This window comes from Arcicella rigui (genome assembly GCF_034929435.1).
In the GTDB taxonomy this organism is placed as follows: Bacteria; Bacteroidota; Bacteroidia; order Cytophagales; family Spirosomataceae; genus Arcicella; species Arcicella rigui.
This window is the reverse complement of sequence record NZ_JAYFUM010000017.1, coordinates 32,659-59,286: the sequence shown is the minus strand read 5'-3', so window position 1 is coordinate 59,286 and position 26,628 is coordinate 32,659. Positions and strand designations below refer to the sequence as shown.

Annotated in this window: 22 protein-coding genes; 12 read left to right on the top strand and 10 right to left on the bottom strand. The window is 36.8% G+C overall.

The genetic code is table 11. From position 1 onward, the window contains the following. The first annotated feature begins 97 nt into the window (after positions 1-97). Positions 98-4,225 carry a T9SS type B sorting domain-containing protein gene (locus VB248_RS14555; protein ID WP_323297525.1) on the top strand — a complete coding sequence of 1,376 codons (4,128 nt, stop codon included), beginning with the start codon at positions 98-100 and terminating at the stop codon, positions 4,223-4,225. Between the two features lie 268 nt (positions 4,226-4,493). Here VB248_RS14555 and VB248_RS14550 read toward each other — a convergent pair whose 3' ends face one another. Then, the gene (locus VB248_RS14550; protein WP_323297524.1) at positions 4,494-4,850 is read right to left on the bottom strand and encodes a hypothetical protein; all 357 of its coding nucleotides are present in this window, start codon (positions 4,848-4,850) and stop codon (positions 4,494-4,496) included. A 244-nt stretch (positions 4,851-5,094) separates the two neighbouring features. On the opposite strand from VB248_RS14550, the gene VB248_RS14545 reads away from it, so the two are divergent. Continuing rightward, complete coding sequence (locus VB248_RS14545; RefSeq protein ID WP_323297523.1) at positions 5,095-5,220, top strand: hypothetical protein; 126 nt, start codon at positions 5,095-5,097, stop codon at positions 5,218-5,220. Positions 5,221-5,375: 155 nt separating this feature from the next. Beyond that, complete coding sequence (locus VB248_RS14540) at positions 5,376-6,155, top strand: tetratricopeptide repeat protein (protein ID WP_323297522.1); 780 nt, start codon at positions 5,376-5,378, stop codon at positions 6,153-6,155. 757 nt (positions 6,156-6,912) lie between these two features. Here the strand turns inward: VB248_RS14540 and trpA are convergent. Beyond that, entirely contained in the window at positions 6,913-7,692 is a 780-nt protein-coding gene (trpA, locus tag VB248_RS14535) for a tryptophan synthase subunit alpha (RefSeq protein WP_323297521.1), read from the bottom strand. A 114-nt stretch (positions 7,693-7,806) separates the two neighbouring features. Further along, the gene (locus VB248_RS14530; protein ID WP_323297520.1) at positions 7,807-9,168 is read right to left on the bottom strand and encodes a UDP-N-acetylmuramate--L-alanine ligase; all 1,362 of its coding nucleotides are present in this window, start codon (positions 9,166-9,168) and stop codon (positions 7,807-7,809) included. Positions 9,169-9,419: 251 nt separating this feature from the next. On the opposite strand from VB248_RS14530, the gene VB248_RS14525 reads away from it, so the two are divergent. From VB248_RS14525 to VB248_RS14510, 4 genes are all read left to right on the top strand, one after another. After that, complete coding sequence (locus tag VB248_RS14525; RefSeq protein ID WP_323297519.1) at positions 9,420-10,901, top strand: type III PLP-dependent enzyme domain-containing protein; 1,482 nt, start codon at positions 9,420-9,422, stop codon at positions 10,899-10,901. Between the two features lie 213 nt (positions 10,902-11,114). Then, positions 11,115-11,243 carry a hypothetical protein gene (locus VB248_RS14520; RefSeq protein WP_323297518.1) on the top strand — a complete coding sequence of 43 codons (129 nt, stop codon included), beginning with the start codon at positions 11,115-11,117 and terminating at the stop codon, positions 11,241-11,243. Between the two features lie 173 nt (positions 11,244-11,416). Beyond that, positions 11,417-12,067, top strand: coding sequence for an HAD family hydrolase (locus tag VB248_RS14515; protein WP_323297517.1), 651 nt, complete (start codon positions 11,417-11,419; stop codon positions 12,065-12,067). 4 nt (positions 12,068-12,071) lie between these two features. After that, positions 12,072-13,004 carry a glycoside hydrolase family 43 protein gene (locus tag VB248_RS14510; RefSeq protein WP_323297516.1) on the top strand — a complete coding sequence of 311 codons (933 nt, stop codon included), beginning with the start codon at positions 12,072-12,074 and terminating at the stop codon, positions 13,002-13,004. A gap of 55 nt (positions 13,005-13,059) precedes the next feature. Here VB248_RS14510 and VB248_RS14505 read toward each other — a convergent pair whose 3' ends face one another. After that, entirely contained in the window at positions 13,060-14,202 is a 1,143-nt protein-coding gene (locus VB248_RS14505; protein ID WP_323297515.1) for a tetratricopeptide repeat protein, read from the bottom strand. 297 nt (positions 14,203-14,499) lie between these two features. On the opposite strand from VB248_RS14505, the gene VB248_RS14500 reads away from it, so the two are divergent. Further along, positions 14,500-14,883: a MerC domain-containing protein gene (locus VB248_RS14500; protein ID WP_323297514.1), complete on the top strand. Its 384-nt coding sequence runs from the start codon at positions 14,500-14,502 to the stop codon at positions 14,881-14,883. 70 nt (positions 14,884-14,953) lie between these two features. Here the strand turns inward: VB248_RS14500 and VB248_RS14495 are convergent, their stop codons facing one another. The 6 genes from VB248_RS14495 to VB248_RS14470 are packed head-to-tail and all read right to left on the bottom strand — an operon-like array spanning position 14,954 to position 19,018. Beyond that, positions 14,954-15,571, bottom strand: a complete 618-nt coding sequence (locus VB248_RS14495; RefSeq protein WP_323297513.1) for a hypothetical protein — start codon at positions 15,569-15,571, stop codon at positions 14,954-14,956. A 15-nt stretch (positions 15,572-15,586) separates the two neighbouring features. Beyond that, positions 15,587-16,885, bottom strand: a complete 1,299-nt coding sequence (locus VB248_RS14490) for an LVIVD repeat-containing protein (protein ID WP_323297512.1) — start codon at positions 16,883-16,885, stop codon at positions 15,587-15,589. Between the two features lie 36 nt (positions 16,886-16,921). Beyond that, positions 16,922-17,305, bottom strand: coding sequence for a hypothetical protein (locus VB248_RS14485; RefSeq protein WP_323297511.1), 384 nt, complete (start codon positions 17,303-17,305; stop codon positions 16,922-16,924). 8 nt (positions 17,306-17,313) lie between these two features. Next, entirely contained in the window at positions 17,314-17,850 is a 537-nt protein-coding gene (locus VB248_RS14480; RefSeq protein WP_323297510.1) for a hypothetical protein, read from the bottom strand. 5 nt (positions 17,851-17,855) lie between these two features. Next, a complete protein-coding gene (locus VB248_RS14475; protein ID WP_323297509.1) occupies positions 17,856-18,488 on the bottom strand; it encodes a hypothetical protein in 633 nt (210 codons plus the stop codon). Next, positions 18,488-19,018: an RNA polymerase sigma factor gene (locus VB248_RS14470; protein WP_323297508.1), complete on the bottom strand. Its 531-nt coding sequence runs from the start codon at positions 19,016-19,018 to the stop codon at positions 18,488-18,490. The genes VB248_RS14475 and VB248_RS14470 overlap by 1 nt, the downstream gene beginning before the upstream one ends. Before the next feature lie 216 nt (positions 19,019-19,234). On the opposite strand from VB248_RS14470, the gene gatB reads away from it, so the two are divergent. The 4 genes from gatB (at position 19,235) to VB248_RS14450 (ending at position 26,609) form a co-directional block, all read left to right on the top strand. Beyond that, a complete protein-coding gene (gatB, locus tag VB248_RS14465; protein ID WP_323297507.1) occupies positions 19,235-20,692 on the top strand; it encodes an Asp-tRNA(Asn)/Glu-tRNA(Gln) amidotransferase subunit GatB in 1,458 nt (485 codons plus the stop codon). Positions 20,693-20,726: 34 nt separating this feature from the next. Next, positions 20,727-21,875 carry a TlpA disulfide reductase family protein gene (locus VB248_RS14460; RefSeq protein ID WP_323297506.1) on the top strand — a complete coding sequence of 383 codons (1,149 nt, stop codon included), beginning with the start codon at positions 20,727-20,729 and terminating at the stop codon, positions 21,873-21,875. 132 nt (positions 21,876-22,007) lie between these two features. Continuing rightward, the gene (gene proC / locus VB248_RS14455) at positions 22,008-22,808 is read left to right on the top strand and encodes a pyrroline-5-carboxylate reductase (RefSeq protein WP_323297505.1); all 801 of its coding nucleotides are present in this window, start codon (positions 22,008-22,010) and stop codon (positions 22,806-22,808) included. Positions 22,809-23,171: 363 nt separating this feature from the next. Then, the gene (locus tag VB248_RS14450; RefSeq protein WP_323297504.1) at positions 23,172-26,609 is read left to right on the top strand and encodes a transglutaminase family protein; all 3,438 of its coding nucleotides are present in this window, start codon (positions 23,172-23,174) and stop codon (positions 26,607-26,609) included. Positions 26,610-26,628 lie beyond the last annotated feature (19 nt).

The window sequence follows — 26,628 nt, the reverse complement described above, 5'->3', positions numbered from 1 at the left end:
AAAGAGTATTTTCAATTTTTATAACGAACGAATGTTTAGAATTAGTAGCATACAACGATTTTTTTTGATTTTCTCTTGTGTTTTACTCACATGGGTAATGTCAAATACCGCTCATGCACAGTTCAGCGTTTCAAAAACTTGCTTGTCGGAATGTTCAGATACAACGGCTGCTACCGTTTTCAAAGACCTTGTGGCAACACCCGCTACGGCTTGGCTTTGGGATTTTGGTGACCCCATCAGTGCAACAGCCAATACTTCTACTCTAAAAAATCCTACTCACTTATACAGCACGCCCGGCACAAAAACCGTTACGCTTACTCGTACCGAAGGGGGCGTTCCTGTGGTTTATACCAAAACTTTTGAAATTTTCGCTCCTCCACAAGCATTCTTTTTAGGAAAAACAGCCGCCCAACAAGATACCACCATTTGTAATGGAGGCTCAATCGTATTGAATCCTTATCCCAATGGCGGAGCGATGCCACAGTATGAATACCGTTGGTTTCCTAAGGGAGATTCGCAACAAACTTTAATTGCAGACACTACCAGTTGCTATTCTGTACAAGTAACAGATCCAATTACAGGTTGTTCGGCACAAAATAAAATCAATGTTCAGTTATGCGTTCCGCCTCCACCAAGACCCCCAGAAGATTTTTGGTACTTTGGGAATAATGCAGGCATTAAATTTTCAAACGGTTCTGCTTCTGCTGATACACAGGGAAAAGTAAATACAGTAGAAGGGGTTTCGTCTATTGCTGATGCCAACGGAAACCTTTTGTTTTATACAGACGGACGAAGAGTATATTATAAAGATGGTACAGAAATGGGAGCTATCAATCCCACGGATACCCTGAAAGGTAGTTCGTTTTCTACCCAAGCAGCCGTAATTGTCCCACAGCCAAGCTGTCAGGGCTGTCAGTCTATTTATTATATTTTTACAACAACAGAAATCAATGGCGAAAAAAAGCTTACTTATTCAGTCGTTGATATTCGTTTGAATGAAGGAAAAGGAAAGGTGATTCAGAAGAATCTTCCATTAGATGATGTGTCTTCAACAGAAAATTTAATTTCAACTTTTGTGCAAAAAGACTCTACCTATTGGGTGATTTCGCACGACTATGGTACAAATACTTATCGGATGTATCGTGTAACCAAAAACGGTATTTCTATTTCAAAGACGATTGATATTGGTTCAGCAATAGATTCTACACAAAAAGCAGAAGGCTATTTAAAAGTATCGCAAGACGCTACAAAAATGGCGATAGCGATTCCGGGCGGAGCAAGGAATTTAGTAGAAGTATATGATTTTGTAGATTCTACGGGAGCAATTCTAAACAAAAGAGTTATCGACTTGGGGCCAGCACCGCCAACAGTATATGGAGTAGAGTTTTCGCCCAATAGTCAAAACTTATTTGTAACGATGAAAGCCGACACTATCAAAAAACCGGGGTCGTATTCATCATTACTCCGATTTGATTTAACACAAGGCGATTCTGTGTCTTTAGCAAAATCAAAAATTACTTTAGATTCTTCTAAAAAAGAATATTATGGTGCTATACAATTAGCACCCGACAATCGGATTTATTTAGCCGTACAAGGCAGCGATACTTTGGGTGTAATAAAAATGCCCAACGATACCGTGTCTTATACAACAACGAATAAAGTTAAGATTGATACTGCTTATTATGACAGAAATGCCTTTAGCTTAAATGGCAAAACAAGCCAGTTGGGTTTACCGACTACTTCTATGATTGTTAGAACTGAAAGTTCAGGCGTAGGCGTAATGGCTTCTGATACTTGTTTTGGTTTACCTTCAAGTTTTCAAACAAATCATCTTTGCGAAGGCGTAACGTTTAAAAATACCCGTACCGACTGGTATTTTTATAGAGGAACGCCCCCTCAGCCCGGCGAAGGTGGTAAATATACCTTACCTGCTGGAGCAATTTATCAAAAATCAGGCGGAGCAGGCGACGCAGGCTTGCAAGTAACCCATACTTTTGATAGCCCCGGCAAGTACTATGTTTTTGTAAGTATGGGAAATCAATGTTTGCCCGATACCATACTTCCGCCCGAAGAGTTTGAAATATTTGCTTATCCAAATCCTGATTTAGGCCCAGATGTACAACTCTGTGCCAGCACGACAACGTTAAATTCAAATAATACGGTTGATAACAGCCGTTACTTTTGGTTGTTTAATGGTAGTTTTCTTCCAAATAATTCACTAAGTACACTTACAGCTACGAGGTCAGGAAAATATACCGTCGCAGTTGAAAGCAATGGTTGTGTTTCTCAAGATTCAATTTATGTAAGCTTGTATCAAGCAAAACCATTTAGTATTGGGGCAGATACTACTATTTGTCAGAATGCTACCTTTACTTTATCTGCCGCCAATGCAGGGGATGCTACCAGTACTTATACATGGAATACTGGACAAACAACATCAAGTATATTAGTGACAAGACCGGGAACATACTCGGTAACTGTAACAACAAATGGCTGTGAAAGTACAGACCAAGTAATAGTAAATGCTTTACCCAGAAGGATATATTCACTCTCGACAAAAACGCCAAGTACTTGCGTACTGAAAGACGGGCAGATAAGTGTTCAGAATCTTTCTGCCAATGATACTTATACTTTTACATGGTTTAAAGACGGCGTTCAACTGTATGGGCAGAATAGTAGCTCTCTTAACGGTTTAGATGCAGGAAGTTATCGAGTATTAATTCAAAGTAGGCTTTCTTGTGATACCACTATCAATATTTCATTATTATCGGTGAATACCAGACCCAATATTGTAGTACAGCCTGTTGATACTTATTGTGATGTATTAACAGATGGTGCAATTAACTTTACGGTAAATGCCAATAGTGGTATTCAGCCCAATATTTATGATTTGAAACTAAATGGTACTCCCGATTTAGCGATTAGCAATGGGACATTAAGTTCTATTCAAACAACTACTCCTCGCAACTATTCAATTGGTGGTTTGGGGGCAGGTTCTTATACTTTGGAGTTGACGGATGCTTCGGGCTGTAAGTTTATTGAAAATAATCTTACAATAGCTGTTCGACCGAGAACTGTTACGTCCATTATCACGCCTCCAAGCGAATGTCAGGGGGCAACTATTACACTAACAGCACAAAATACCAATGGAAGTATTTATTGGAGTACAGGAGCAACCACCCCAAGTATTCCCGTTACTTTTAACGGTACTTATTACGTAACCGTAACTGATGCCTCTGGGCGATGTGTAAGTACGGCTCGTTCTAATGTAACGTTCAAACCTTTACCTGCCATTGGGTTGAATATTCCTTTCAATATTTGTAGTGGTACAAACCCTATCCAGTTGGTTGCTATTCCTACAACAGGTACTTGGCAAGGAACAAATGTAAGTTCAACAGGGCTATTTACTCCGCCGTCAACAGGCGGACAAACGAGTACCGTAAGATATGAAGTAACAGGTACAAATGGTTGCGTAAATAGTGCCAGTAGAGTGATACAAATCATACAAACGCCTACTGTAAACTTAGGACCAGACGGTAATATTTGTAAAAATGGGGTCGATTTTATCGGAATAGCCCCAGAAAACGGTGTTACTTATCGCTGGAATACAGGGCAAACAACAAGTACTATTATTCCACAGCAGTCGGGTAACTTTACACTTACGGCAGTGAATAGTATTTGTACTGCCAGAGACGACATCAATATCATTTTGTTGCCTTCGCCATACATTCCATTGAAAGAGGAATTTGCTCTTTGCGTACCAGACAATTTACCGATTAAATTAGAAGCAAACGCAGGACAAAATGTAACTTATCGCTGGACACCCGGTGGGCAAACCGAGTCATCTATATATGTATCAAACATTGGTACGTATTCAGTAGCTGTTACCAATACCTTTGGTTGTACTTCTATCGCCTCAACCAATGTGGTGGACAGATGTGAGCCGAGTATTTTAGTGCCAACGATTTTTACACCTAACGGCGACAATCTTAACAATTCGTTCCAAGTTTTTACGGCACATATTACAGATTATGAACTCAAAATTTACAACCGTTGGGGCGAATTAGTTTTTGTATCAACTGACAAAGAAGTTTTTTGGGATGGCAAGTACAAAGGCGTGTTGGTAAAACCCGATTCATTCGCTTGGGAAATCACTTATAAATCTGAATATTTCCCCGAACGAGGTACATTAAAGAAACAAGGAGCTGTTACGGTAGCTTGGTAAACAAAAAAGCGTTGAAAACCACTTGAAGTTTTCAACGCTTTTTGTTTTTAGATAGACAACTTATGGCTATTCACTAAATGAAATAAGCTATTATCTAAATGATGATGGCTATTATCTAAATAAAATGAGCTTGTATCTAAATAATGGTGGCGATTCACTAAATGATGATAGGCTATTATCTAAAAGATGATGCCTATTTACTAAATGAAATGGGCTATTATCTAAAGAATGATGGCTATTTATTAGATTAAAGTCTTTATTTACAAGACTAAAGCCTAATAACGCCAAATGCAATTGGCATCACGCCAGATGAAAGCCTAATAACTCCAAATGTAATTGGCATCACGCCAGATGAAAGCCTAATAACTCCAAATGTAATTGGCATCACGCCAGATAAAGGCATTATAACGCTAAATACAATTGGCATAACTCCAGATAAAAGCCTCATAACGCTTAATGTTATTGGCATCACGCCAGATGAAAGCCTAATAACTCCAAATGTAATTGGCATCACGCCAGATAAAGGCATTATAACGCTAAATACAATTGGCATAACTCCAGATAAAAGCCTCATAACGCTAAAGATAAGTAGCATCACACCAGAGAAAAGTCTTATATTAAACAACTCATGGCATGACTAATAGTAATCTGTCAATTGTTAACTCATCCCATTAGTCATGCCATGAGTAATTAGTGGCAATTAAAGCTTTTATAAAGGCTTAATCAACATCGCTTTTACCGTTTAATAAAATTAAGCTCTTCCTCATGCTTTTATTTTGTTATTTCATTAACTTAGAATTGTTTGAATACAAATAGTCAATTTGTATCCAAAGAATATCGACGTTTAGTTATAATAAAACAGCCCAAAAATGTATTCTTACGCCGTTGCCCGTGTCATCACGGGCAATATTTCGTTGATTTGTCTATTAAACTGGCAAAATGCTCGTGGAGACACGAGCAATGGCACAAAAACTTCTGGCGTTTTAACCAAATAAAAACAGATTGGATATTTAGAAATAAATACTTAGTTTTAAAAAAAGAGTGGACTAACTAACTAATTCAGATACATACAATATAACCGCCATAAGGCTATGTTTTTTATAGTTTATGGCGGTTATATATTCGTTATAGGCTATTTTAAAACGACACAATGAAAAAATATTTAGCGACATTATTTTTAGTTTTAGTTGGACTAACCCTTTTCGGACAAAACGCTGACGAGTTAAATGAACAAGCGAAGAAATTCATAGAAACTCAACAGTTTGATAAAGCAGTTCCATTACTTAAACAATCAGCCGAATTAGGAAATGCCGAAGCTCAATATAATTTAGGCTATTGCTATCACGCAGGCGTTGTTGTTGAAAAAAATCAAAAAAAGGCAATCGAATGGTATTTAAAATCTGCCGAACAAGGATTTAATGACGCATTATACCAAATGATGATGGCTTATGGTAACGGAGACGGTGTTGAACAAGACCCTAAAAAAGCATTTTCTTACGCTCTAAAATGTGCTCAAAACAACGATGGAACCTGTATGTGGAATGTTGTTAATTGTTACTACTCAGGAATAGGTGTTGACAAAAACATTGACAAAATGCTTGAATGGGCTACAAGACTTGGAAAATTAGATAATCCTGAAAACTTATCTAAAAGTGGTTATATCACTTCGACACGACTACAACTCGCTAATATGTATCGTGATGGAAAGGACATTAAACAGGATTATTTTAAAAGCTATTTGTGGTTTTTAGTTTATAATGAATTTAAAGTTGACTTTTCCGTTTTACAACAGCAACAAGTAATAAAAGACATTCAAGATTTAGAAACTAAGCTAACAAATGAACAAAAAGCAAACGGACAGAGAGAAGCGGAAAAGTTATTAGGACGACACTTAAAGAATATAAGGAATTTATACAAGACAGACATATAAAAAACAGCCTGTAACACGGGTTTTACGTCAGGCTGGATGACATGCAAACCTGAAACTTTGTGCTTTTAATGAACTTTTATGTTCCGAAACCCGCCCGAACGCCAAGCCTTTTTCGTTGTGTGCAATTAAACAAACCTTCTCAATGTGCAAGTTTCTTCTAACAGCTTTTCTTTTTTGTTTTATTTCCTGTTCGACATCGAAAGAGAGTATGTCTGCTTATAACACAAATGACATAAACAGACTTGTAGCTTTAAGTGGAACGATTAAAACAGAATATACAAAAACAGAGTACGGACCGAATACCTTTAGAATAACAGATGTAAGACTTAGGGACAGTTTGACTATGCTAAACATTTCTTCGATTTCGATTAAATACTCTCAAGACACAATAAATTCGAACGAGTATTTCTATGGCAACAGCATAGTATTACCTGACAGTTGCATCATTTTTTCAAAGGACGATTATAAAGCAACAAACGACCAAGTGACTTCAACGTTGTTATTCTATTTTTTTAATAAAGTAAGACCTTTGAACTTTCATTTTAGCACTTATAAGCCAATAAACGAAAAGACGAAGAAAGTCAATGACAGTATATGGATTTACAAATCTGTACATCAACTGGTAGTAGTTCATTGACAATGTAAATAACTGTAAACAACATTAGGTTGGGTATTATTGAGGCTTGGTAAAACAAAAAAGCGTTGAAAACCATTTGAAGTTTTCAACGCTTTTTTGTTTTCGGGTTGGAAACCCGAATTACTGTCCTTTTACCATTTTTACGAAGGCTTTTGTATCGCCGTCTAAATCTGTGGAGGTACTTAGCATTTTGATAAAGGCACTACCAATAATTGCTCCTGCCGAATGTGATGATGCTTTTTTGAAGGTTTCATTATCTGAAATACCAAAACCGATGAGTCTTGGGTTTTTCAAATTCATGGCATTTACTCTCTCAAAATACTCTTCTTGTGCATCTGAAATACCAGATTTTGCCCCAGTAGTACTTGCCGACGAAACCATGTAGATAAAACCATGTGATATTTCGTCGATATGTCTGATTCTGCTTTCGCTGGTTTGCGGCGTAATCAAGAAAATATTCAGAATACCGTACTTATCAAAAATGGCTTTGTATTCTTCTTCATAAACGCTTGCTGGCATATCGGGCAAAATCAAACCATCAATGCCTACTTCTTGACATTTCTGACAAAAAGCTTCAACGCCAAATTGTAAAACTGGATTTACATAACCCATCAATAAAATGGGAACGGTAATACCTTCTTCACGAATACCTGCCAATTGTTCAAACAAAAGCTTTACCGTCATGCCATTGTCCAAAGCCACTTGGTTGGCTTGTTGAATCGTCTCGCCATCTGCCACTGGGTCTGAATAAGGCATTCCGATTTCGACTAAATCTGCTCCGCCTTCTTGTAAAGACTTCAAAATCAATTTTGTATCATTGATTTTTGGGAAACCAGCAGTAAAGTAAACATTAAGATTATTAGTCTTTTTTTCTGAAAAAAGTGCTGTAATACGGTTCATATAACTAAAGACCTCACCCCCCGCCCCCCTCTCCTGTTGAGAGGGGGAGATACTTTGGATGATAAGCTCCCCCTCTCAACAGGAGAGGGGGCTGGGGGGTGAGGTTTTATTTTTTTATTGTAAAATTCCTTGTGATAATTCTTTAAAATCAAGTCCATCAAAAGTACCTGACGACATCATTAATAAATTACAGCTACGCCATCGCTCGCCTAATAAAAAGGCTTTCAGCGTATCACGCTCGGTAAAAACTAATAAATTCGGATTATTGAAATGACTTTTAATGTCTTCGGGCGTAATAGCTGGCAATTTTTTATGTGCCAATGTTTTTGGACTGAAATAAACAATGGCGACATCGGCAGCATTCAGTTTATTTACGTACTCGCCCAAAAAGTTTTTATTCAAACTACTGAAAGTATGAAGTTCCAAACAAGCCACCAATTTACGATTGGGAAATTGTGCTTTTACGGCTTTGGTGGTTGCTTCTACTTTTGAAGGAGCATGAGCAAAATCTTTATAGATGATTGTTTCATCGTTTTCAGCTACTAATTCCAAACGTTTAGCTGCACCTTTGAAAGAAGGAATGGCTTGGTAAAACTCCTCTTCTTCGATACCGATTTGAGAAAGTACCAATTTTGCACCATTCAAATTTTTCAAATTATGTTCTCCGAATACTTCAATTTCCAATTCCTTTTTGTCAGGTAAAATCAAGAATGTTTTTCCATTTTTTACTTTATAAGGATGAGCTTTGTACGGAAACTTCCTTACGCTTTCGTATTCTTTTTCGCCGATTTTTTTCACTAAAGCGTCTGTTTCATCATATACAAAACTTCCTGCTTTGGGCAAAGTATCAGCCAATAATTCAAATTGATGTACGTAATCGTTGAAATCTGGATAGACATTGATATGATCCCAAGCAATGCCCGACATCAACATTACGTGTGGATGATAATGCAAAAATTTAGGTTGGCGGTCGATTGGCGAGGATAAGTATTCATCACCTTCAATCACAATTACGGGAGCATCCGACAAACTTGCCATCGTATCGAAGCCTTCAATTCTTGCTCCAACCATATAGTCAAATTTACGTTTGTGATACTTCAATACGTGCAGAATCATAGAAGTAATAGTGGTTTTTCCATGACTTCCAGCAATCACTACACGTTGTTTATGCAAACTTTGGCTGTAAATAAATTCGGGATATGAGTAAATTTTAATGCCCAATTCCTGAGCTTTAGCCAATTCTGGATTATCCACACGAGCGTGCATTCCTAAAATTACACAAGTTAAATCATGGGTAATTTTTTCAGGAAACCAACCAATTTCAGCAGGAAGTAAGCCTTTTTCAGCTAACAAAGTGCGTGAAGGCTCATAGATTTCATCATCCGAACCCGTAATTTGGTAGCCTTTGTTATGTAAATCAATGGCCAAATTGTGCATTGCTGCACCCCCAATAGCAATAAAATGTATTTTTTCCATGAAACCAATTTTACGGAAAGATCTCTCCGTAGAAACTAAAACTAAAAACGGAACGTTAAATATTGAATATATCCAATTTTTATGCTTGCAAAGGTCATACTTTTATTGCACTTTTGCACGCTTTTTATTGTAGCTTTTCGTTTATATACAACAATCAAAAAGTATATTTACATAAAAAAACAAGGTGGTTAGTAGCCACGAAGTTAAAAGTATTTTAATCAAAACCCCGCATTTATGCTTTTCGCAGTAGGATGAAAAATTACATTGACCTAATTGACCAAACCATTGAGTTCCCAACTTTGGAATTCAACATTGACCAAGACAATGAACTTTTGTTCAATAATGTGCCACTCATGGACATTATCCAGCAATATGGTACACCCTTGAAAATTACGTACTTACCTAAAGTTGGCGAGCATATCGAGAATGCCAAAAGGATGTTTAAGAACGCCATCAAAAAGTACAACTATAAGGGGAATTACACTTATTGTTATTGTACAAAATCATCTCATTTTAAGTTTATTGTTGAGGAGGTTCTGAGTCACAATGTTCACATTGAAACTTCTTCTGCTTTCGACATTTCTATCATCCGTGATTTATACCGAGAAAATAAGTTATCTAAATCTACTTATATTCTTTGCAATGGCTATAAATTACCCCTTTACACACAGTATATCAGCGAGTTAATCAACGAAGGCTTTAATTGTATTCCAATTTTAGATAACCTTAAAGAGATTGACTTTTACGATAAATTTGTAACAACTGAAACCGTAAATTTGGGTATCAGAATTGCCACCGACGAAGAGCCAGACTTTGCTTTTTATACTTCTCGTTTGGGCTTACGTTATTCAGATGTAATGGATTTGTACAAAAACAAAATCCAAAACAGCGAACGTTATAAATTAAAAATGCTACACTTCTTTATCAATACAGGTATTAAAGATAGTGCCTATTATTGGTCGGAATTGAGCCGTTTTATTTATAAGTATTGCGAACTGAAAAAAGTTTGTCCTGAATTAGATTCTATCGACTTAGGTGGCGGTTTGCCAATCCAAACTTCATTGCAATTCAATTATGATTATCAAGCAATGATTGACGAAATCGTTGAATCAATTTCATGGATTTGCAACAAAAGTAACGTTCCTGTTCCGAATTTGTTTACAGAATTTGGTTCTTATACGGTTGGCGAAAGTGGTGCAGTTTTATACGAAATCATCGACCAAAAATTACAGAACGATAAAGAATTGTGGTACATGATTAATGGTTCTTTCATTACTCAATTGCCAGATTCGTGGGGAATGAACCAGAAATACATCATGTTGCCAGTGAATAACTGGGGAAGTCCTTACCAAAAAGTGAATTTAGGCGGACTTACTTGCGACTCGATGGATTTCTATAATACCGAAGCCCACAGTTCAGATTTGTACTTGCCAATTTTTGAAGAAGGACAAGAACGCCAGTTTGTAGGTTTCTTCCACACAGGTGCTTATCAAGAATCTTTGGGCGGTTATGGCGGTATTCAGCACTGTTTGATTCCTGCTCCAAAACACGTAATTGTGGACAGATTAGAAAATGGAACGATTACAACTCGCCTTTTTGCCGACGAACAAGGAAAAGAAGGAATGATGACGATTTTGGGTTATGGCGAAAAAGACGATAAAGACGAAAAAGTTTTTATCCTTAGTCAAGACGACATGACTTTAGCTGAAAATTTATCGCTTGTTGAACAATGATTTTTTTAAGTGCTGAGTTTTGAGTGCGGAATGAGGAGTGTTTTAACGTGGGCGTTATGATGAAACTTTTTGTTCAAATCTGATGCCCGAAATCCGACAGCCGAATACTCAATCCTTTGAAAATTAATTCTTTGACAAACAATATTTTACGTTTTTTTTCGTAATTTAACTCAAAGAATTCGCTTTCATAATACTCACATACAAATTTTAAGCATGAAAAAAGTAAGCATCATCATTGGTTTTGTAGCCGTTTTATCTCTGGCATCATGTGCAAGAAGAAACAATTGTCCTGCTTATGGAAGCACAAGTATCGACAAACCAAGCTATAAAGGAAGAAACTAATTATCAACAATAATAGTAAAACCATTTTATAAAGAGCAACAGCTAAGGGCATTTCTTTGGCTGTTGCTCTTTTATTTTGCAAGAAACTTATATAAGTATTTTGTTGTATTCAATAAATCGTGTTAGGTTTACACATTTCTAAAAATACCCTTTTTCATATAACAACATCATTTATGCAGGCATTTATTTTTGATATGGATGGCACAATGATTGACAACATGATGGTTCATCATCGTGCTTGGCAATTGAAATTACGAGAATTAGGACTTGACTTGAGCCTCGAAGAAGTAAAAGAACGTTGTCACGGCAAAAATGAGGAAATCATTGAACGCCTTTTTCCAAATCGCTTCACACCCGAAGAACGCTACCGAGTGTCTTTTGAAAAAGAAGCACAGTACCGTGAAGTATTCAAAGACGAATTGAAATTAATTGATGGACTTCAAGCATTTTTGGATGAAGCCAAAGCTGCCAACATTCCTTTGGGTATCGGTAGTGCTGCACCTGTCGAAAACGTAGATTTCGTTTTAGATAATCTGGACATTCGCCATTATTTCACTACGGTTATACATTCAGGTTTAGTAAATCGTGGAAAACCCAACCCAGAAGTATTTGAAAAAGTATCGAAGGAATTGGGCGTTTCTTTAGAAAAATGTATCGTTTTTGAAGATTCACCAACGGGAGCAAAAACTTCAGAAGTGGCTGGTTGTAAAACAATTATCTTAACTACCACCCATCAGCAAGAAGAATTTTCGGCTTTCTCGAATATCAAACTTTTTTTACAAGATTACCAAACTCTTAGCATCGAACAAGTGCTAAACCTCTAAAAATATGAAAAAGTACTTCGTTTTATTTTTATTACTTTGTGTAGTTCATTTCGGACAAGCCCAAGACAAAGTATTCCTATTTTCTTACTTTGTAGATAACGGGCAAGACGGTCTGCATTTTGCCAGCAGTACCGACGGTATTACTTGGAAAGCCCTAAAAGGAGGCGATTCTTTCTTGAAACCCAATGTTGGAAAAGACAAACTCATGCGTGACCCTTGTATCATTCAGGGCAAAGATGGTGTTTTTAGAATGGTTTGGACAAGTGGCTGGAATGATAGAATCATTGGCTACGCTTCATCAACAGACTTAATCAATTGGTCGGAACAAGAAGCCATTCCAGTAATGGAACATGAACCCACCGCCAAAAACGCTTGGGCTCCTGAGGTTTTTTATGACGATAAAACCAAAAACTATTTGATTTTCTGGGCAACCACTATTCCGGGCAGACACTCGGACGTGGCAGAATCTGAAAGAGAAAAAGGTTTAAACCACCGTATTTACTACACAAAAACGCCAGATTTCAAGACTTTCAGTGAAACGAAAATGTTTTTCAATCCTACTTTTAGTGCGATTGACGCTACCATTCTGAAAGATGGAAAATGGTATTATATGTTTGTGAAAAACGAAAATCCTAAACCTGCCGAAAAAAATATCCGAATTACTCGTTCTAAAAAAGCAGAAGGTCCATTTCCAATAGAAGTATCCGCTCCAATCACAGGAAATTATTGGGCAGAAGGGCCAACAAGCATAAAAATTGGCGAATATACTTATGTGTATTTCGATAAATACATCGACCATAAGTATGGAGCTGTACGTTCTAAAGATTTCAAAACTTGGGAAGATGTTTCAGACCAAGTAAGTTTTCCGAAAGGACTTCGCCACGGAACAGTTTTAGAAGTATCTAAAAGTATTTACGATAAACTTTTAGCAGAATAAAGCTGTACTACGACTTTCCAATTCGTACCGCAAAAGTAAAACGGTAACTTTTCAGTTACCGTTTTACTTTTGCATCTTTACTGGCTTCCAATTCTTTAAGTCTTGTCGTCGCTAAAGTAATGTAGGCAACATTTTTCTTACTTTTTGATGAAAGATAACGCTCATAAAGTTTTACAGCTTTTTCTTTATTCTTTGATTTCCAATCATTTACTCTGGCAATTAAATATAAATAATCATCTTTCTCAGAGTACTCAAAAGCTTTTTCATAAGCATCTAAAGCAATTCCATATCTTGACTTTACTTCATTTATAAATCCGATTTGCTCGTAGTACTTCGGCAACTCTTCTGACAAACCCGCTTTTATGGCTTGCTGAAAGTATTGAAGTGCCTTATCCTCTTCTTTCAACTTTATATAACACAAACCAAGGTAATAAAACACAGGTTCTGAGGCATCTTCAACCACCAATACTCGCTCGAAACAAGTAATTGCCTGCGAAATGCTATCAAGATGAAAATAAGAATATCCTAACAATTGCTGAAAGCCCAAGGTAGTATCGCCCAAAGCCATTGTTTTTTTAATAGAAGAAAGTACTTCTTTAAAATTACTTTCACGATAGTTTACTCTTGCATTCAGTTGCCAAGCCGGAATATAGGAGCTATCACAAAAGATACCTTTTTTGATTAAAGTTTTGGTTTGTTGTACACTATCAATTTTTAAATACAATTTCCCCAATTCAACGATACTCTCCACATCGTTGGCATTTAAAGAAATGGATTTCTTCAAATATTCTCTTGCCTGCGAGTCTTGATTGAGCCTTTGGCATAGCGTTGCAAAACTCCTATGCACATAAGCGTTGAGTGAATCTATTTTCAAAAGAGATTGATAAACATTTTTTGCTTGATACAGCTTGCTACTTTTTTCATAAAGATTAGCCAAACCCAACATAGCCTGAGTATTGGTTGGCTCTTGGGATAATATCGTCTGAAAATTATCAATGGCTTCTTTTATCTTTCCAAGCCGAACCTGACAGTAAGCCAAATCTAAACGGCAAGAAATAGTACCACAACTTTGTAGGCGAACTATCGCTTTCTCAAATTGATGATTACGCATCAACATCTGAACATCTGCATCCGTCTGAGCCTCTGCCCTACTCGCACAGATCCATAAAATCAATAAAATATTAATCAGTTTAGCCATTGGTAATGTATTGAATTAAAATATTAATGATGAGAAACTTGTAATTAGCAATTTGAAAGAATGATTTTAAATTGCTAATTATCAATTTTTTAACAAAAAAATAAACCTTTCTAAAATTGTATATATTTATTAATCACACATTTTAAACTATAAATTTAGTTAAAATAAATTAATACAAAAATATTTAAACTAAAATTTTCGTTATAAAGTCAATTCCAAGCTTGAAGTTTGAAAATAAAAGGCTTATTTATTTGCAATACCGTTGCATTGTTGTATTTTTGCAACATGATTACAACAATGAAACATACTCATCATACTTTGAAAATAGAGAAGGTTGGTTTTTATCTTTCTATTCTTTGTGCAATACACTGCATTGCTACGCCAGTATTAATTACGCTTATTCCGTTTTTGGGTGGAAGTTTAATCGCTAACCATACTTGGGAATTATGGTTTATTGGTGGAAGTATCGTATTGGCAGGCGTGATTTTGTGGATAGATTATAAAAAACACTTCAATACAACTCCGCTTTTACTTCTGATTGGAAGCTTAGTAATTAAGCTTATTGAAGTACTTTGGCTGGGAGACCATTTTGAGTTTATTACTGGAAGTTTAGGAGCTTTATTAATTGCTTCGGCTTATTATATCAACTGGAAATCTAAAGTAAAAACCTGTAATTGTTAAGGATTTTTTACTTCAAAAAAATAGCCATCCAAATAAATTGGGTGGCTATTTTTATTTAACAACAAATCCCTTAGAAGTTTACTCCTAATTTCACCGACATTTTATTCAAGCTATAATCAATTCTGTTGTAATACGAATAATCGCCAGCACCAGAATAAGTCTCTGTTTGAAAGGCATTGTATTTATAGCCAATACTTAGCGTAAAATTCGCTTGTCCGCCCGTTGGAATCAGCAAACCAACCATTGGATTCAAAGCCAAGCCTCCTCTTGTTTTCTGATATTCGGTATCGCCAGTACTTAGCCATGTAAAGCCATAACCTGCATCAATGCCCGCAAAAGTTTTTACTTTTTTGTTGCTGCTGTCACCAAATGAATTTCTTATTCCCAAAGAGATTGGTATAAGCTGCTGAGTACTATACCAATCTACCCCAACGGTAATACCAGCCGCCAAATTTTTATAGACCTTCACGCCATTAAAAGTTTGAAAACTAATATTGGCACTGGCTTTTACGGGATAACTATAATAACTGTAATTAATTGGCGTAATCTGATAACCTCTACCAAACAAAACGCCAAATTCGGTATAATTAACAAATCTGTTTTTTAAGTTTTTACCAAAACTTACTTTTTCTTGTGAATAAGCCACCGAAAGTATGAAACAGAAGAGGAATGTGAAAATACTTTTCATGTTATCGTGTTTGGATTAATTCGTTTTTTTAACCAACATTTTACTCAACAATTTCAAATTATTCGGATTGCTGTAATCATACTGATACAAACCATCTTTACCAATCAACATCAATACTCCGTTGAGTGGAATTACATCAAAAGTATCCATTTCTTTAAACTGCTGTACTTGGGTAATATTCATTGGGTCGGTGGCATTGAAGGTTTTCAAGCCGTTTGTTCCTTCACAAATAAATAATTGATTTTTATCAATGCCCAAGCCATAAGGACTATCCATTTGATATGTTTTTTTCAAGGTTGGTACTGCTGGATTCGATACATCAATCACATCTAATTGATTAGCGATGGCTGCACCGCAACGAGAAAAATTACTCACCGAGCGAAGTGTCACGTAAGCAATGTCGTTTTCAACAACAACGGGGTCGCAAGCACGCACGTGGTCGAGGCGAGACAAGTACGTTGGAGCTTTAGGATTTGAATTTTCCCAGATTTGCATTCCAGTGGTTGTTCCTAAAAATAATTTATCCTTGTATGGGAAAATGGTTTCGATACCAAAACCCAATTTAATAGAAGCATCTTTTGTAGGTTTTTCAGGAGTACTCAGGTTAAAAAGCTTCATTTCGTCTTGCGTTACGGCATAAAGGTTATCATCTACAATAGCAAATCTTGCCGTAGAACCAGACTTTCCAACACTGTTCGCAGAAACCCCTGAAGCACTGAACGAGCTTGATGAACTTGATGCATTTGCTAAAGCGAATTTATCGTACTGGGCATAATAAACCATTTGGTTTTCGCAAGCTACTTCTTGTGTAGTAGTGTACCATTTCCATTTAGCATCATAAATGGTTTGGTCGTTCGTATTGAAATTCCAAGTAATGCCATCAATTGTACCATAATTAAAAACATCTTTTACTCTTGAAATTTCTTTTACGGCATTCGGATTACTGATGTCAAGTGCCACAAAATCGGTGTAACTATCGGCATAAAGGATATTGCCTTTTACTGCCATATCGATATTGCCCAAAATCTTAACAAAAGCAAGGGCCCGTGGAGCAGAAGGATTACTGTTATCAATAATGTGGATACCTTTTTTTAATTCATTGATAAACAGAAAATTATCTTTTACATAAATCTTGCCCGGACTTTCTAAATCCTGAGCTGGCAATACTTTTATACTACTTCTGAGTTCGTTTAAAGTAATAAGTACCGATTCAGTACCTCTGTAAGTAGTAGTTTGTTGGCAATTATCCTTACAAGATGCCAAAACAAACGTAAAACCTATCAATAAAAATAGTTTAATTAAAGAGCCTTTCATATTGAGCAACCCAAAGGGCTTTAAGATTTTAAGTTATTATTTCGCAGTACAAAAGCCATTTACACAATCTACACTTGGAGGCATCAGGAAAGCACAATCTGAAACACGATTGTATTTTAGATTAATCTCTTTTTGTAAATCTGTATAATTTTTTACTTTTTCAGCCAATACCTTTTCATCTACTTTTGATAAAGAATAGATGATATACCTCGTAGGGCCACCACAGGGTTTCGAACCCATCGCCATTGCCTTGCAGTCGTTGCCTGCACAAGCTTTATTCTGTGCAAAACTCTCGATGTCGGCTGCCAAAAGAGCAAGCTTTGCGTCATCAGAACTTTCGGCATTAATTTCTTCATTTTTTGAACAAGCAGAAATTAAGATAAAAGTAAGAATGATAAAAATCGAAAGAAGGTTTTTCATCGCTAATATTAATATTTAAGACTGGTTATTACTTTGCCTAAAGACTGCCCATATTTTGCTAAATAAGTCGGGAAAGGATTATTCAGCACATCGGAATCTCGATAAAAAACAGCATCATCAATCCTCCATGTTTTTAGAGATACACCTTTCTTTTTGTATTGCAAATACAGCATTCCACCATCAGCACAACCCGGGCAACCAAATGTTTTACTTTCTTCTTTAGCTAATTCGGCAGGGAAAGCTGATACAATGTCTTTTACTTTATTGTACTCACTTTCAGGCAATTGATAGCCTGTGAAAGTGTAATTTTCTTGGTCGTTACAAAAAGTCTTAGAAGTATCAGCATAGATTTTATTATTAGATACCATATAAATAACCGATGAGCGACAGCCCCAACCTAAACCAACATAACCAAAAACAACATAATTATCAAGCGATTCGACTGATACTTTTTGTGAAGAATTCAACACTTCAATTTCTTTTTTGGTACAAGCCAACATAGCGAATACCAAGCCTAATACAAGGATAAAAAAGTTCTTTTTCATAAGCATTAATGTTGATAAGTTCCGATGCCAACAGAGATTTTTACATTTTTCAAAATTGAATTTTTCTTAGGTTTGGGTTTGGTTGGTTCATAATAAGGCGTAGTTTCAGTTTGAATTTCCACAGGAGGCGTTTGGAAACTTCCTGTTAGTTTTTTTACAGGCAGTGGCGATAACGTTGAAATAGAATCTGCCAATTTAATACGTTCGGGTTCTATTTCTTCGGGTAGCACATTTGGCTGTTCTTCGGGTACTTCTTCTTTCTGAGGAACAGCCAAATTAGCCTTAGTAGGTAGGTTCAGAGGCTTTCTAACATTCTCTTTTTGAGCTATAACAGACGTAGAATGGGTACTCTCAGGCATTTTTATTACCTGTTTTTCTTGAATTTCCACTGGTTCTTCGGCTTGCAATTGTGTTTCTTGGATAAAAAGCCAAGAGCCTACCCCCAAGAGAACAGCCAACACCGCCCCGAAATAAGACCATGGAAAAGTATTTTTAGGACTTTGAGGCAAAGGCGTTTCTTCGATACTCAAGCCCTGCTCAATCTTTTCCCATACGGAATCAGAGGGAGTCAGAGAGGCATCGTCAAAGGCTTTTTGCCATTGTTCCTCAAATGAATTATTTGTAAAATCGTTCATCATTAGCTATTTACGGATAATTGGCTTTGTAAAATGGCTCTTGCTCGTGCATATTGCGATTTTGATGTTCCTTCTGTAATATTTAGCATTTCGGCTATTTCTTTATGCTGATACCCTTCGATGGCATAAAGGTTAAACACCGACTGACAGCCTTTGGGTAATTTCCGAATCATTTCTAATAAATCTTGAAAATGAATTCCTTCAATACTTGTCAGCCCGTCGGTAAATTGATTTTCGTATTCCTGCACATCGCTCATGCCTTGAAAATGTTGTTGAGCCCTGATGTGATTAATGGCAACATTTATCACAATTCGCTTAATCCATGCCCCGAGCGAGCTTTCTCCTCGGAATTTATCTAAATTTTGAAAAATCTTGATAAAGGCTTCTTGCAAGACATCTTCGGCTTCGGCAGTATTTTGGGTATAGCGTGAACAGACCACCAACATCCTACCAGCATAAGCCTGATACAGCTTACGTTGGGCGTTACGGTCTTTTTGCAGACAAGCTTGTATGAGCTGTTCCTCCTTTTCCAAAATCAATTCATTCAATTAGTGAGTCTTACGAAATTCTACAATAAAATTTTGCGTGTTTATCAGTCTTTTCTTATAGACGCTAATCATTATAAAATGGTTGGAATCTGATAAAAATATTTACATTTTCAAGAAGAGAGCCTTTAGTTCTCGGTTTGAAGGCTCATAACTAATGTTTTTAATTATCTTTGCATTCTAAAAATTGAAATTTTACCTTCTGTGAATCAAGAAATAAGAGACAAATACGAAGTCGTTATCGGCTTAGAAGTACACGCTCAGTTACAAACTGAGAGTAAAATTTTTGCGGCTGATGCTGCTTCTTTTGGTGCTTCACCTAATACACATATTTCACCCATTACGCTCGGGCATCCCGGTACTTTACCTAAATTAAACAAAAGAGCCGTAGAGTTTGCCATGAAAATGGGCTTGGCTTGTAATTCTAAAATTACTGAAAATCAATATTTTGACAGAAAGAATTACTTCTATCCAGACCTTCCGAAAGGCTATCAAATTACCCAAGACAAAACTCCCATTTGTATGGGCGGTGGCGTTCATGTAAAACTTTCAACGGGCGAAAAAACAGTTCGTTTTCATCATATTCACTTAGAGGAAGATGCAGGGAAATCTTTGCATACGGATGGCTCAAGCGATAGTTTGCTGGACTATAACCGTGCAGGAACGCCTTTGATTGAAATGGTGACAGAACCCGAAATTAAGTCTGCCGAAGAAGCCGCAACTTTTATGACCGAAGTACGAAAACTGGTTCGTTACTTGGGTATTTGCGACGGAAACATGGAAGAAGGTTCGCTACGTTGTGATGTGAATATTTCTGTAATGCCTGTCGGAAGTAAAGTATTCGGAACAAAAGTTGAGATAAAAAACATGAATTCAATGCGTTTTATTCAGAAAGCCATTGAATACGAAATTGTACGCCAAATTGATGCCGTAGAAAACAACGAGAAAATCATTCAAGAAACTCGTAGTTTCGACCCTGCCAGTGGACGTACTTCGGGTATGCGTGAAAAAGAAACGATGAACGATTATCGTTATTTCCCAGAGCCAGACCTTGTTCCTTTAGTAATTTCAGAAGAATGGCTTAGTTCTGTAAAAGCACAAATGCCAGCTTTGCCGTGGGAGCTTTTCGAGAAATTTACAAAACAATACGGCTTGCCAGAATACGACGCACAAGTACTTACCGACAGCCGAGAAATAGCCGAGTACTTTGATGCGACTTGTCAGTTTACGAAAAACTACAAAGCCGTTTCCAACTGGATTATGGGAACTGTAAAATCTTACTTAAACGACCATAATTTAGAAATCTCTCAGCTAAGTATTCAGCCAGAACAATTGGCTAAATTGATTCAGTTGATTGATGATGGAAAAGTAAGTAACTCAACGGCTTCTCAGCAGATTTTCCCAGAAATGCTTGCCGATAATAGCAAAACTCCATTACAAATTGCAGAAGCTAAAAATCTTATTCAACAAAGCAATAGCGATACACTGCAAGCGTTAATTGATGAAGTTTTAGCAAAAAATCCTGCTAAAGTGAAAGAATACAAAAATGGGAAAAAAGGGCTTTTGAGTATGTTCATGGGTGAAATTATGAAAAAAACAAAAGGCTCGGCAGACCCTAAAGTAACAACTGCTTTATTACAATCAACTTTAGAAAAAATGTAATATACAACACCACAAGTATATTATACCGCAAGCCATGAAAAATGTATCACTAAGCGTTTTATTCGCATTGATGAGTATTACAGCGTTTTGCCAAAAACCAGCAGGCAAAACTGTAATCATTACGGGAAAAGTAGCCAATGTTTATCCCAACAAAAAAGTGTATCTACAATTAATCAATGGCAGAAGTACTGCACTTACTGTGGATTCGTCGGATGTGGCAGCTGATAAATCATTTAAGTTTAAAAGTGCGGTTGTTGATGGTGGTGGATATTATATATTGAATTTTTTTGCGGTTGATTTAAGCCAAAAAATCTTATTGATTTTAGAAGGAGGCGAAACACTCAATGTCATTGCCGACGGAATGGACACGCCTACCAAACGAGGAAGTTTTCAGCTAACAGGCAATTCTAAAAATATCGAGTACTTCAATAAAGTAATTGATGTAAATAAAGCTTTGCAAGTAAAAGTAGAAGGTTGGAATAAAATTGTACAGGAAGCTCAAGCTAAAAAAGACGAAGCTACTATCAAGAAAATTCAACAAGAGTTTCTGGCAGAAGAGCAGAAAAATATCCAGAAAATAAAAGCTATGATTCCAGAAATGGGAACAAATTTGGTGGCTTTGTGGACGGCCGATAATTTTCTGAATCCAGAAAATGACTTAGAAACCATGATAACAGTGGCGAACAAATTCAAAACTGAAAAACCCAATACGCCAAATGTACATATCAAAGCATTTATTCAACAAGTGATGCGTATTCAAGGCATTCAAATTGGTTCGGAAGCTCCAGAAATTGCCTTAAAAACACCAGAAGACAATGTTTTGAAATTATCATCGCTCAGAGGAAAGTACATCTTACTTGATTTTTGGGCTTCGTGGTGTGGGCCTTGTCGCAGAGAAAATCCTAATGTAGTAAGGATTTTCAATAAGTTTAAAGACAAAGACTTTGATATTTATTCAGTAAGTCTCGACCAAGAAAGAAACGCATGGTTGAAAGCCATCGAAAAAGATGGAATGATTTGGCATCATGTTTCAGACCTACAATTTTGGAATTCTGCCGCCGCTGCCGCTTATGGAGTACAAGCCATACCAGCGACTTTTCTGTTAGATAAAGAAGGAAAAATCATCGCTAAAAATTTAAGAGGTGAAGAATTAGAAAAAACATTAGAAGAAATTTTAAAGTAAAAGCCTTGCTAAATGTTGAATCCCTGATAGTTTTATAAAACTGTCAGGGATTTTTCATGTAATTTTGTTTTCTCAGAAAATTAAAACAGACAAGCCACACAGGAACGTCTATCACTCAATTACCCTTTTGAAATGAAAGTAGCCATCATCGGAGCAGGAAATATGGGAATGGCATTTGCCAAATCGTTTATCCAATATGATTTAGTAAAAAAAGAAGACCTTTTCCTTATCGAAAAAAACTCAGACCGTGCCGAAGCATTACGTCTGGAAAAAGCAGGAGTAGTCATTGATACGATTTCTTCAAAAATCGGAGAATATGACTTAATCATTTTGTCGGTAAAACCACAAGATTTTCCTTCATTACAAGACGAACTTCGTGCAGTAATTCAACCCAAACAATTGGTATTGAGTATCATGGCAGGGATTTCAATCGAAAAAATCATTAGCTCGCTGAATCATCCTTTGGTAGTACGTGCCATGCCTAACACACCTGCTTTATTGGGAATGGGAATGACGGCTTTCTCCGCTGCTGGTGATATTACTTTGAGTCAATTGAAAAAAGTAGAAAACCTCATCAACTCGACAGGTAGAGCGGTTTTCTTAGAAGACGAAAGTTTGTTAGATGCCGTAACAGCCCTAAGCGGTAGCGGCCCTGCGTACTTTTTCTATTTAGTAAAAGCGATGATTGAAGCTGGAAAGAAAATGGGATTTGAAGAATCAATGTCGTCATTATTGGTAAAACAAACGATGTTGGGTTCGTTTCATTTAATTAATAATGCAGAGAAAAGTTTAGACGAATTAATCAAAGCGGTAGCTTCAAAAGGCGGAACAACCGAAGCGGCTTTAAAACGTTTTGAAGAAGGACTTTTAGCACAAAATTTACAAGAAGGTATTTTTGCGGCTCAGAAAAGAGCGACGGAATTATCAAAATAAGTTTCGGATATTGGATTTCAGGTTTTCGACTATCACTAAGAAAATCTGAAATCTGATATTTAAATAATATGCCAAAGCAAGTACTCCAAATTTTAATTCTCACCTTATTCTTTTTTACTACGAGAATCCAATAGTTTTAGTCCAAATTCCATTTCTTCATTACTTCATCCAGAAATTACGATAAAAAGCAAAAAAGCCACTACTTGAAACCCAAAAGCTAAAATTCATTGGCAACCAAATACTTCATTAATAAAAGAACTATTTCAAGCAAAAATATAATTTTATACTTATACCCTTTATTTTGAAGCTAATTTTCGCTTTTTTTACATAAATCATTAAAACTAACGTTCAAATTCAATCTATATGTCGATAAAAGTTGCCATTTCTCACAAGACGAAATACAAGTTTGATAGAAGCGTAAGTCTATCTCCACACGTTTTTAGATTACGTCCTGCTCCACACTCAAGGACAGCGATTGAAGGTTATTCGTTCAAAATTTTCCCTAAAAACCACTTTATCAACTGGCAACAAGACCCCTTCGGGAATTATCAAGCCAGAGTAGTTTTTCCAGAAAAAACAACTGAATTACACATAGAAGTAGAGGTAATTGCCAAATTAGAGGTGATTAATCCATTTGATTTTTTTGTAGAAGAGTATGCTGAAAAGTTTCCTTTTCAATACGACGACCAGTTAAAAAGAGAATTAAGTCCTTATTTTGAAATACGAGAATCAGGAGATAGTCTGAAAAGCTGGATTGAAAACAATAAAGTAAATGGTGAAATCAATACGGTAGATTTTTTAGTTCACCTCAACCAAAGAGTATTTAATGATTTGAAATACAACATCCGTATGGAAACGGGTGTACAAACTTGTGAAGAAACCCTTAGGATAAAGAGTGGCTCTTGTAGAGATTCCTCTTGGTTATTGGTTCAAATTCTAAGACATCACGGTATTGCATCAAGATTTGTTTCTGGTTATTTAGTACAGCTTACTCCCGATGTGAAGTCATTAGACGGCCCATCTGGCCCCGAAGCCGACTTTACTGATTTACACGCTTGGGTTGAAGCCTACGTACCGGGTGCAGGTTGGATTGGTCTTGACCCTACTTCTGGTCTTTTTGCAGGCGAAGGTCACATTCCATTATCGTGTACACCAGACTATGTAAGTGCTGCCCCAGTAACAGGAGCTACCGATATTTGTAATGTTACTTTTGAATTCGACAACCAAGTAACCCGAATCCACGAAGACCCAAGAGTAACCAAACCATACACCGACGAACAATGGGAAAACATCATGCAAGTAGGTTATGATGTAGAAAAAGATTTACAAGAAGGTGATGTTCGGATGACGATGGGTGGTGAACCAACTTTTGTTTCGGTAGATGACTTTGAATCGCCTGAATGGAATTCTACGGCAGATGGGCCTCTGAAACGTAAATTAGCTTATGATTTAGCTCTTCGTTTGAAAAACCGTTTCGCTCATGGTGGATTATTGCATTTCGGACAGGGAAAATGGTATCCGGGAGAATTGATTCCTCGTTGGCAATATGCCCTTTATTGGAGAAAAGACGGACAAACTATTTGGAAAAATGATGCTTTGGTAGCAAAAGAAAACGACCAAAAGTTTACTTTCCATGATGCCGAAAAATTCACAATTGAACTTACGAAGTACTTAGGTATCAATACCAATAATATTATTCCAGCCTACGAAGACCCTATTTATTGGGCTTTAGAAGAAGGGAAAATTCCTGTCAATATTGACCCGCTTAAAGTAAATCTAAAAGATTCAGTTGAAAGAAGGACTTTAGCGAAATTACTGGAGAAAGGACTGAACAATCCAACTGGTTTTGTTTTCCCTTTAAAATGGGAGTACGGCACCCAGTCGTGGACAAGTTGTGCTTGGACTTTCAGAAGAAATCATTGTTACTTGATTCCGGGTAATTCTCCGATTGGTTATCGTTTGCCTCTTAATTCCCTGCCAGCTTTATCGGATGACAGAAAAGAATTTCCAGCAGAGCGTAGTCCATTTGAAGATTTACCAGCTTTAGGCGATTTTAGCGAAGTAGTTGAAAAGCGTTATGGAACGATTGCTCCAGACTACGAGCTTCCACCTGCTAAAAAGAAAGTTGGTGACGAAGACGAAAAACTCGACAAAAATAAAGACAAAGAAGAAGGTAACGAAAAGCAAATCATTTTTGAGATTCCAACCTTTACTACGGCTTTAACCATCGAAGAAAGAGAAGGTATAATTTATGCTTTCTTGCCTCCGACAGACTATCTGGAGCATTATTTAGATTTGATTGCTTCGATAGAAGCTACTTCTGAAAAATTACAGATGCCAATTCGTATTGAAGGCTATCCGCCTCCATCGGATTATCGTTTAGAAAAACTTAACGTTACGCCTGACCCAGGTGTAATTGAAGTAAATATTCACCCAGCTAAAAACTGGCAAGAATTAGTAGATAACATCAGTGCTTTGTACGAAGAAGCGTTTTTCGCTCGCTTGGGTACAGAGAAATTTATGGTTGATGGCAAACACACTGGTACTGGTGGCGGAAACCACGTAACCATTGGTGGTTCAAAACCAGAAGATAGTCCAATTTTGCGTCGCCCTGATTTATTACGCAGTTTGATTACTTATTGGCAACATCACCCAGTATTGAGTTACTTATTCTCAGGCCCATTCATCGGTCCAACCAGTCAAGCTCCACGATTTGACGAAGGTAGAGAAGAGCGACTTTATGAAATGGAAATTGCTTTCGACCAAATTCCAGAAGGCGAAAATATTCCATTCTGGATGGTTGATAGAATTTTCAGAAATCTTTTGGTGGATGTTACAGGCAATACACACCGTACAGAATTCTGTATTGATAAAATGTATTCGCCTGACTCATCAACGGGTCGTTTGGGAATTTTAGAGTTCCGTGGTTTTGATATGCCTCCTCATAAACACATGAGTTTGGTACAAAACTTATTAATTAGAGCTTTAATCGCTAAATTCTGGAAAGAACCATACAAGAAAAAACTTGTCCGTTGGGGAACAGAATTACACGATCGTTTCCTTTTACCGCATTATGCGTACTTGGATATGATTGATGTAGTAAACGACTTGAAAGATGCTGGCTACAACTTTGATATTTCTTGGTTTGACCCATTCTTTGAATTCCGTTTCCCTTATTACGGTGGTATTACGGTTGACAATACGCAATTAGAAATCCGTTCGGGTATCGAGCCTTGGCACGTTTTGGGCGAAGAATTATCGAATGCAGGTACAGCCAGATTTGTGGATTCGTCATTAGAAAAAATCCAAGTAAAAGTAACGGGCTTTATTGAAGGTCGTCATATTCTAACTTGTAATGGTTGCCGTGTGCCTTTAAGAAGCACAGGAGTAAAAAGTGAATTTGTAGCAGGTGTTCGTTACAAAGCATGGAATCCACCTTCGGCATTGCATCCAACCATCGGAGCAGACGCACCTTTGGTATTTGACATTTTAGATACTTGGAATAATAAAGTAATTGGCGGTTGTACTTACTTTGTATCGCATCCGGGCGGTAGAAGTTTTGATACTTATCCGATTAACAGTTATGAAGCTGAATCGAGAATGATTAGCCGTTTCTGGGGTTTTGGTCATACACCAGATGCACCAGAAACACAAGAAGCATCGCCAATCAGAAATACGCCAACGATTTCGAGGTTTGTGGCAGAAAACAAAAAAGAGTTAAAAGCAGATACTCCAATAGAATTAGTAAACCCAGAGTATCCACTTACTTTAGATTTACGGAAGTTTTGGAAGAAAAGATAGATTAAGCAAGAGTTATAAA

Bases quoted from the DNA above. Each gene is read 5' to 3' on its own strand.
- VB248_RS14555 (WP_323297525.1), top strand. From the start codon at position 98: ATGTCAAATACCGCTCATGCACAGTTCAGCGTTTCAAAAACTTGCTTG.
- VB248_RS14545 (WP_323297523.1), top strand. From the start codon at position 5,095: ATGTATTCTTACGCCGTTGCCCGTGTCATCACGGGCAATATTTCGTTG.
- VB248_RS14540 (WP_323297522.1), top strand. From the start codon at position 5,376: ATGAAAAAATATTTAGCGACATTATTTTTAGTTTTAGTTGGACTAACC.
- trpA (WP_323297521.1), bottom strand. From the start codon at position 7,692: ATGAACCGTATTACAGCACTTTTTTCAGAAAAAAAGACTAATAATCTT.
- VB248_RS14530 (WP_323297520.1), bottom strand. From the start codon at position 9,168: ATGGAAAAAATACATTTTATTGCTATTGGGGGTGCAGCAATGCACAAT.
- VB248_RS14525 (WP_323297519.1), top strand. From the start codon at position 9,420: ATGAAAAATTACATTGACCTAATTGACCAAACCATTGAGTTCCCAACT.
- VB248_RS14520 (WP_323297518.1), top strand. From the start codon at position 11,115: ATGAAAAAAGTAAGCATCATCATTGGTTTTGTAGCCGTTTTATCTCTG.
- VB248_RS14515 (WP_323297517.1), top strand. From the start codon at position 11,417: ATGCAGGCATTTATTTTTGATATGGATGGCACAATGATTGACAACATG.
- VB248_RS14510 (WP_323297516.1), top strand. From the start codon at position 12,072: ATGAAAAAGTACTTCGTTTTATTTTTATTACTTTGTGTAGTTCATTTC.
- VB248_RS14505 (WP_323297515.1), bottom strand. From the start codon at position 14,202: ATGGCTAAACTGATTAATATTTTATTGATTTTATGGATCTGTGCGAGT.
- VB248_RS14500 (WP_323297514.1), top strand. From the start codon at position 14,500: ATGAAACATACTCATCATACTTTGAAAATAGAGAAGGTTGGTTTTTAT.
- VB248_RS14495 (WP_323297513.1), bottom strand. From the start codon at position 15,571: ATGAAAAGTATTTTCACATTCCTCTTCTGTTTCATACTTTCGGTGGCT.
- VB248_RS14490 (WP_323297512.1), bottom strand. From the start codon at position 16,885: ATGAAAGGCTCTTTAATTAAACTATTTTTATTGATAGGTTTTACGTTT.
- VB248_RS14485 (WP_323297511.1), bottom strand. From the start codon at position 17,305: ATGAAAAACCTTCTTTCGATTTTTATCATTCTTACTTTTATCTTAATT.
- VB248_RS14480 (WP_323297510.1), bottom strand. From the start codon at position 17,850: ATGAAAAAGAACTTTTTTATCCTTGTATTAGGCTTGGTATTCGCTATG.
- VB248_RS14475 (WP_323297509.1), bottom strand. From the start codon at position 18,488: ATGATGAACGATTTTACAAATAATTCATTTGAGGAACAATGGCAAAAA.
- VB248_RS14460 (WP_323297506.1), top strand. From the start codon at position 20,727: ATGAAAAATGTATCACTAAGCGTTTTATTCGCATTGATGAGTATTACA.
- proC (WP_323297505.1), top strand. From the start codon at position 22,008: ATGAAAGTAGCCATCATCGGAGCAGGAAATATGGGAATGGCATTTGCC.
- VB248_RS14450 (WP_323297504.1), top strand. From the start codon at position 23,172: ATGTCGATAAAAGTTGCCATTTCTCACAAGACGAAATACAAGTTTGAT.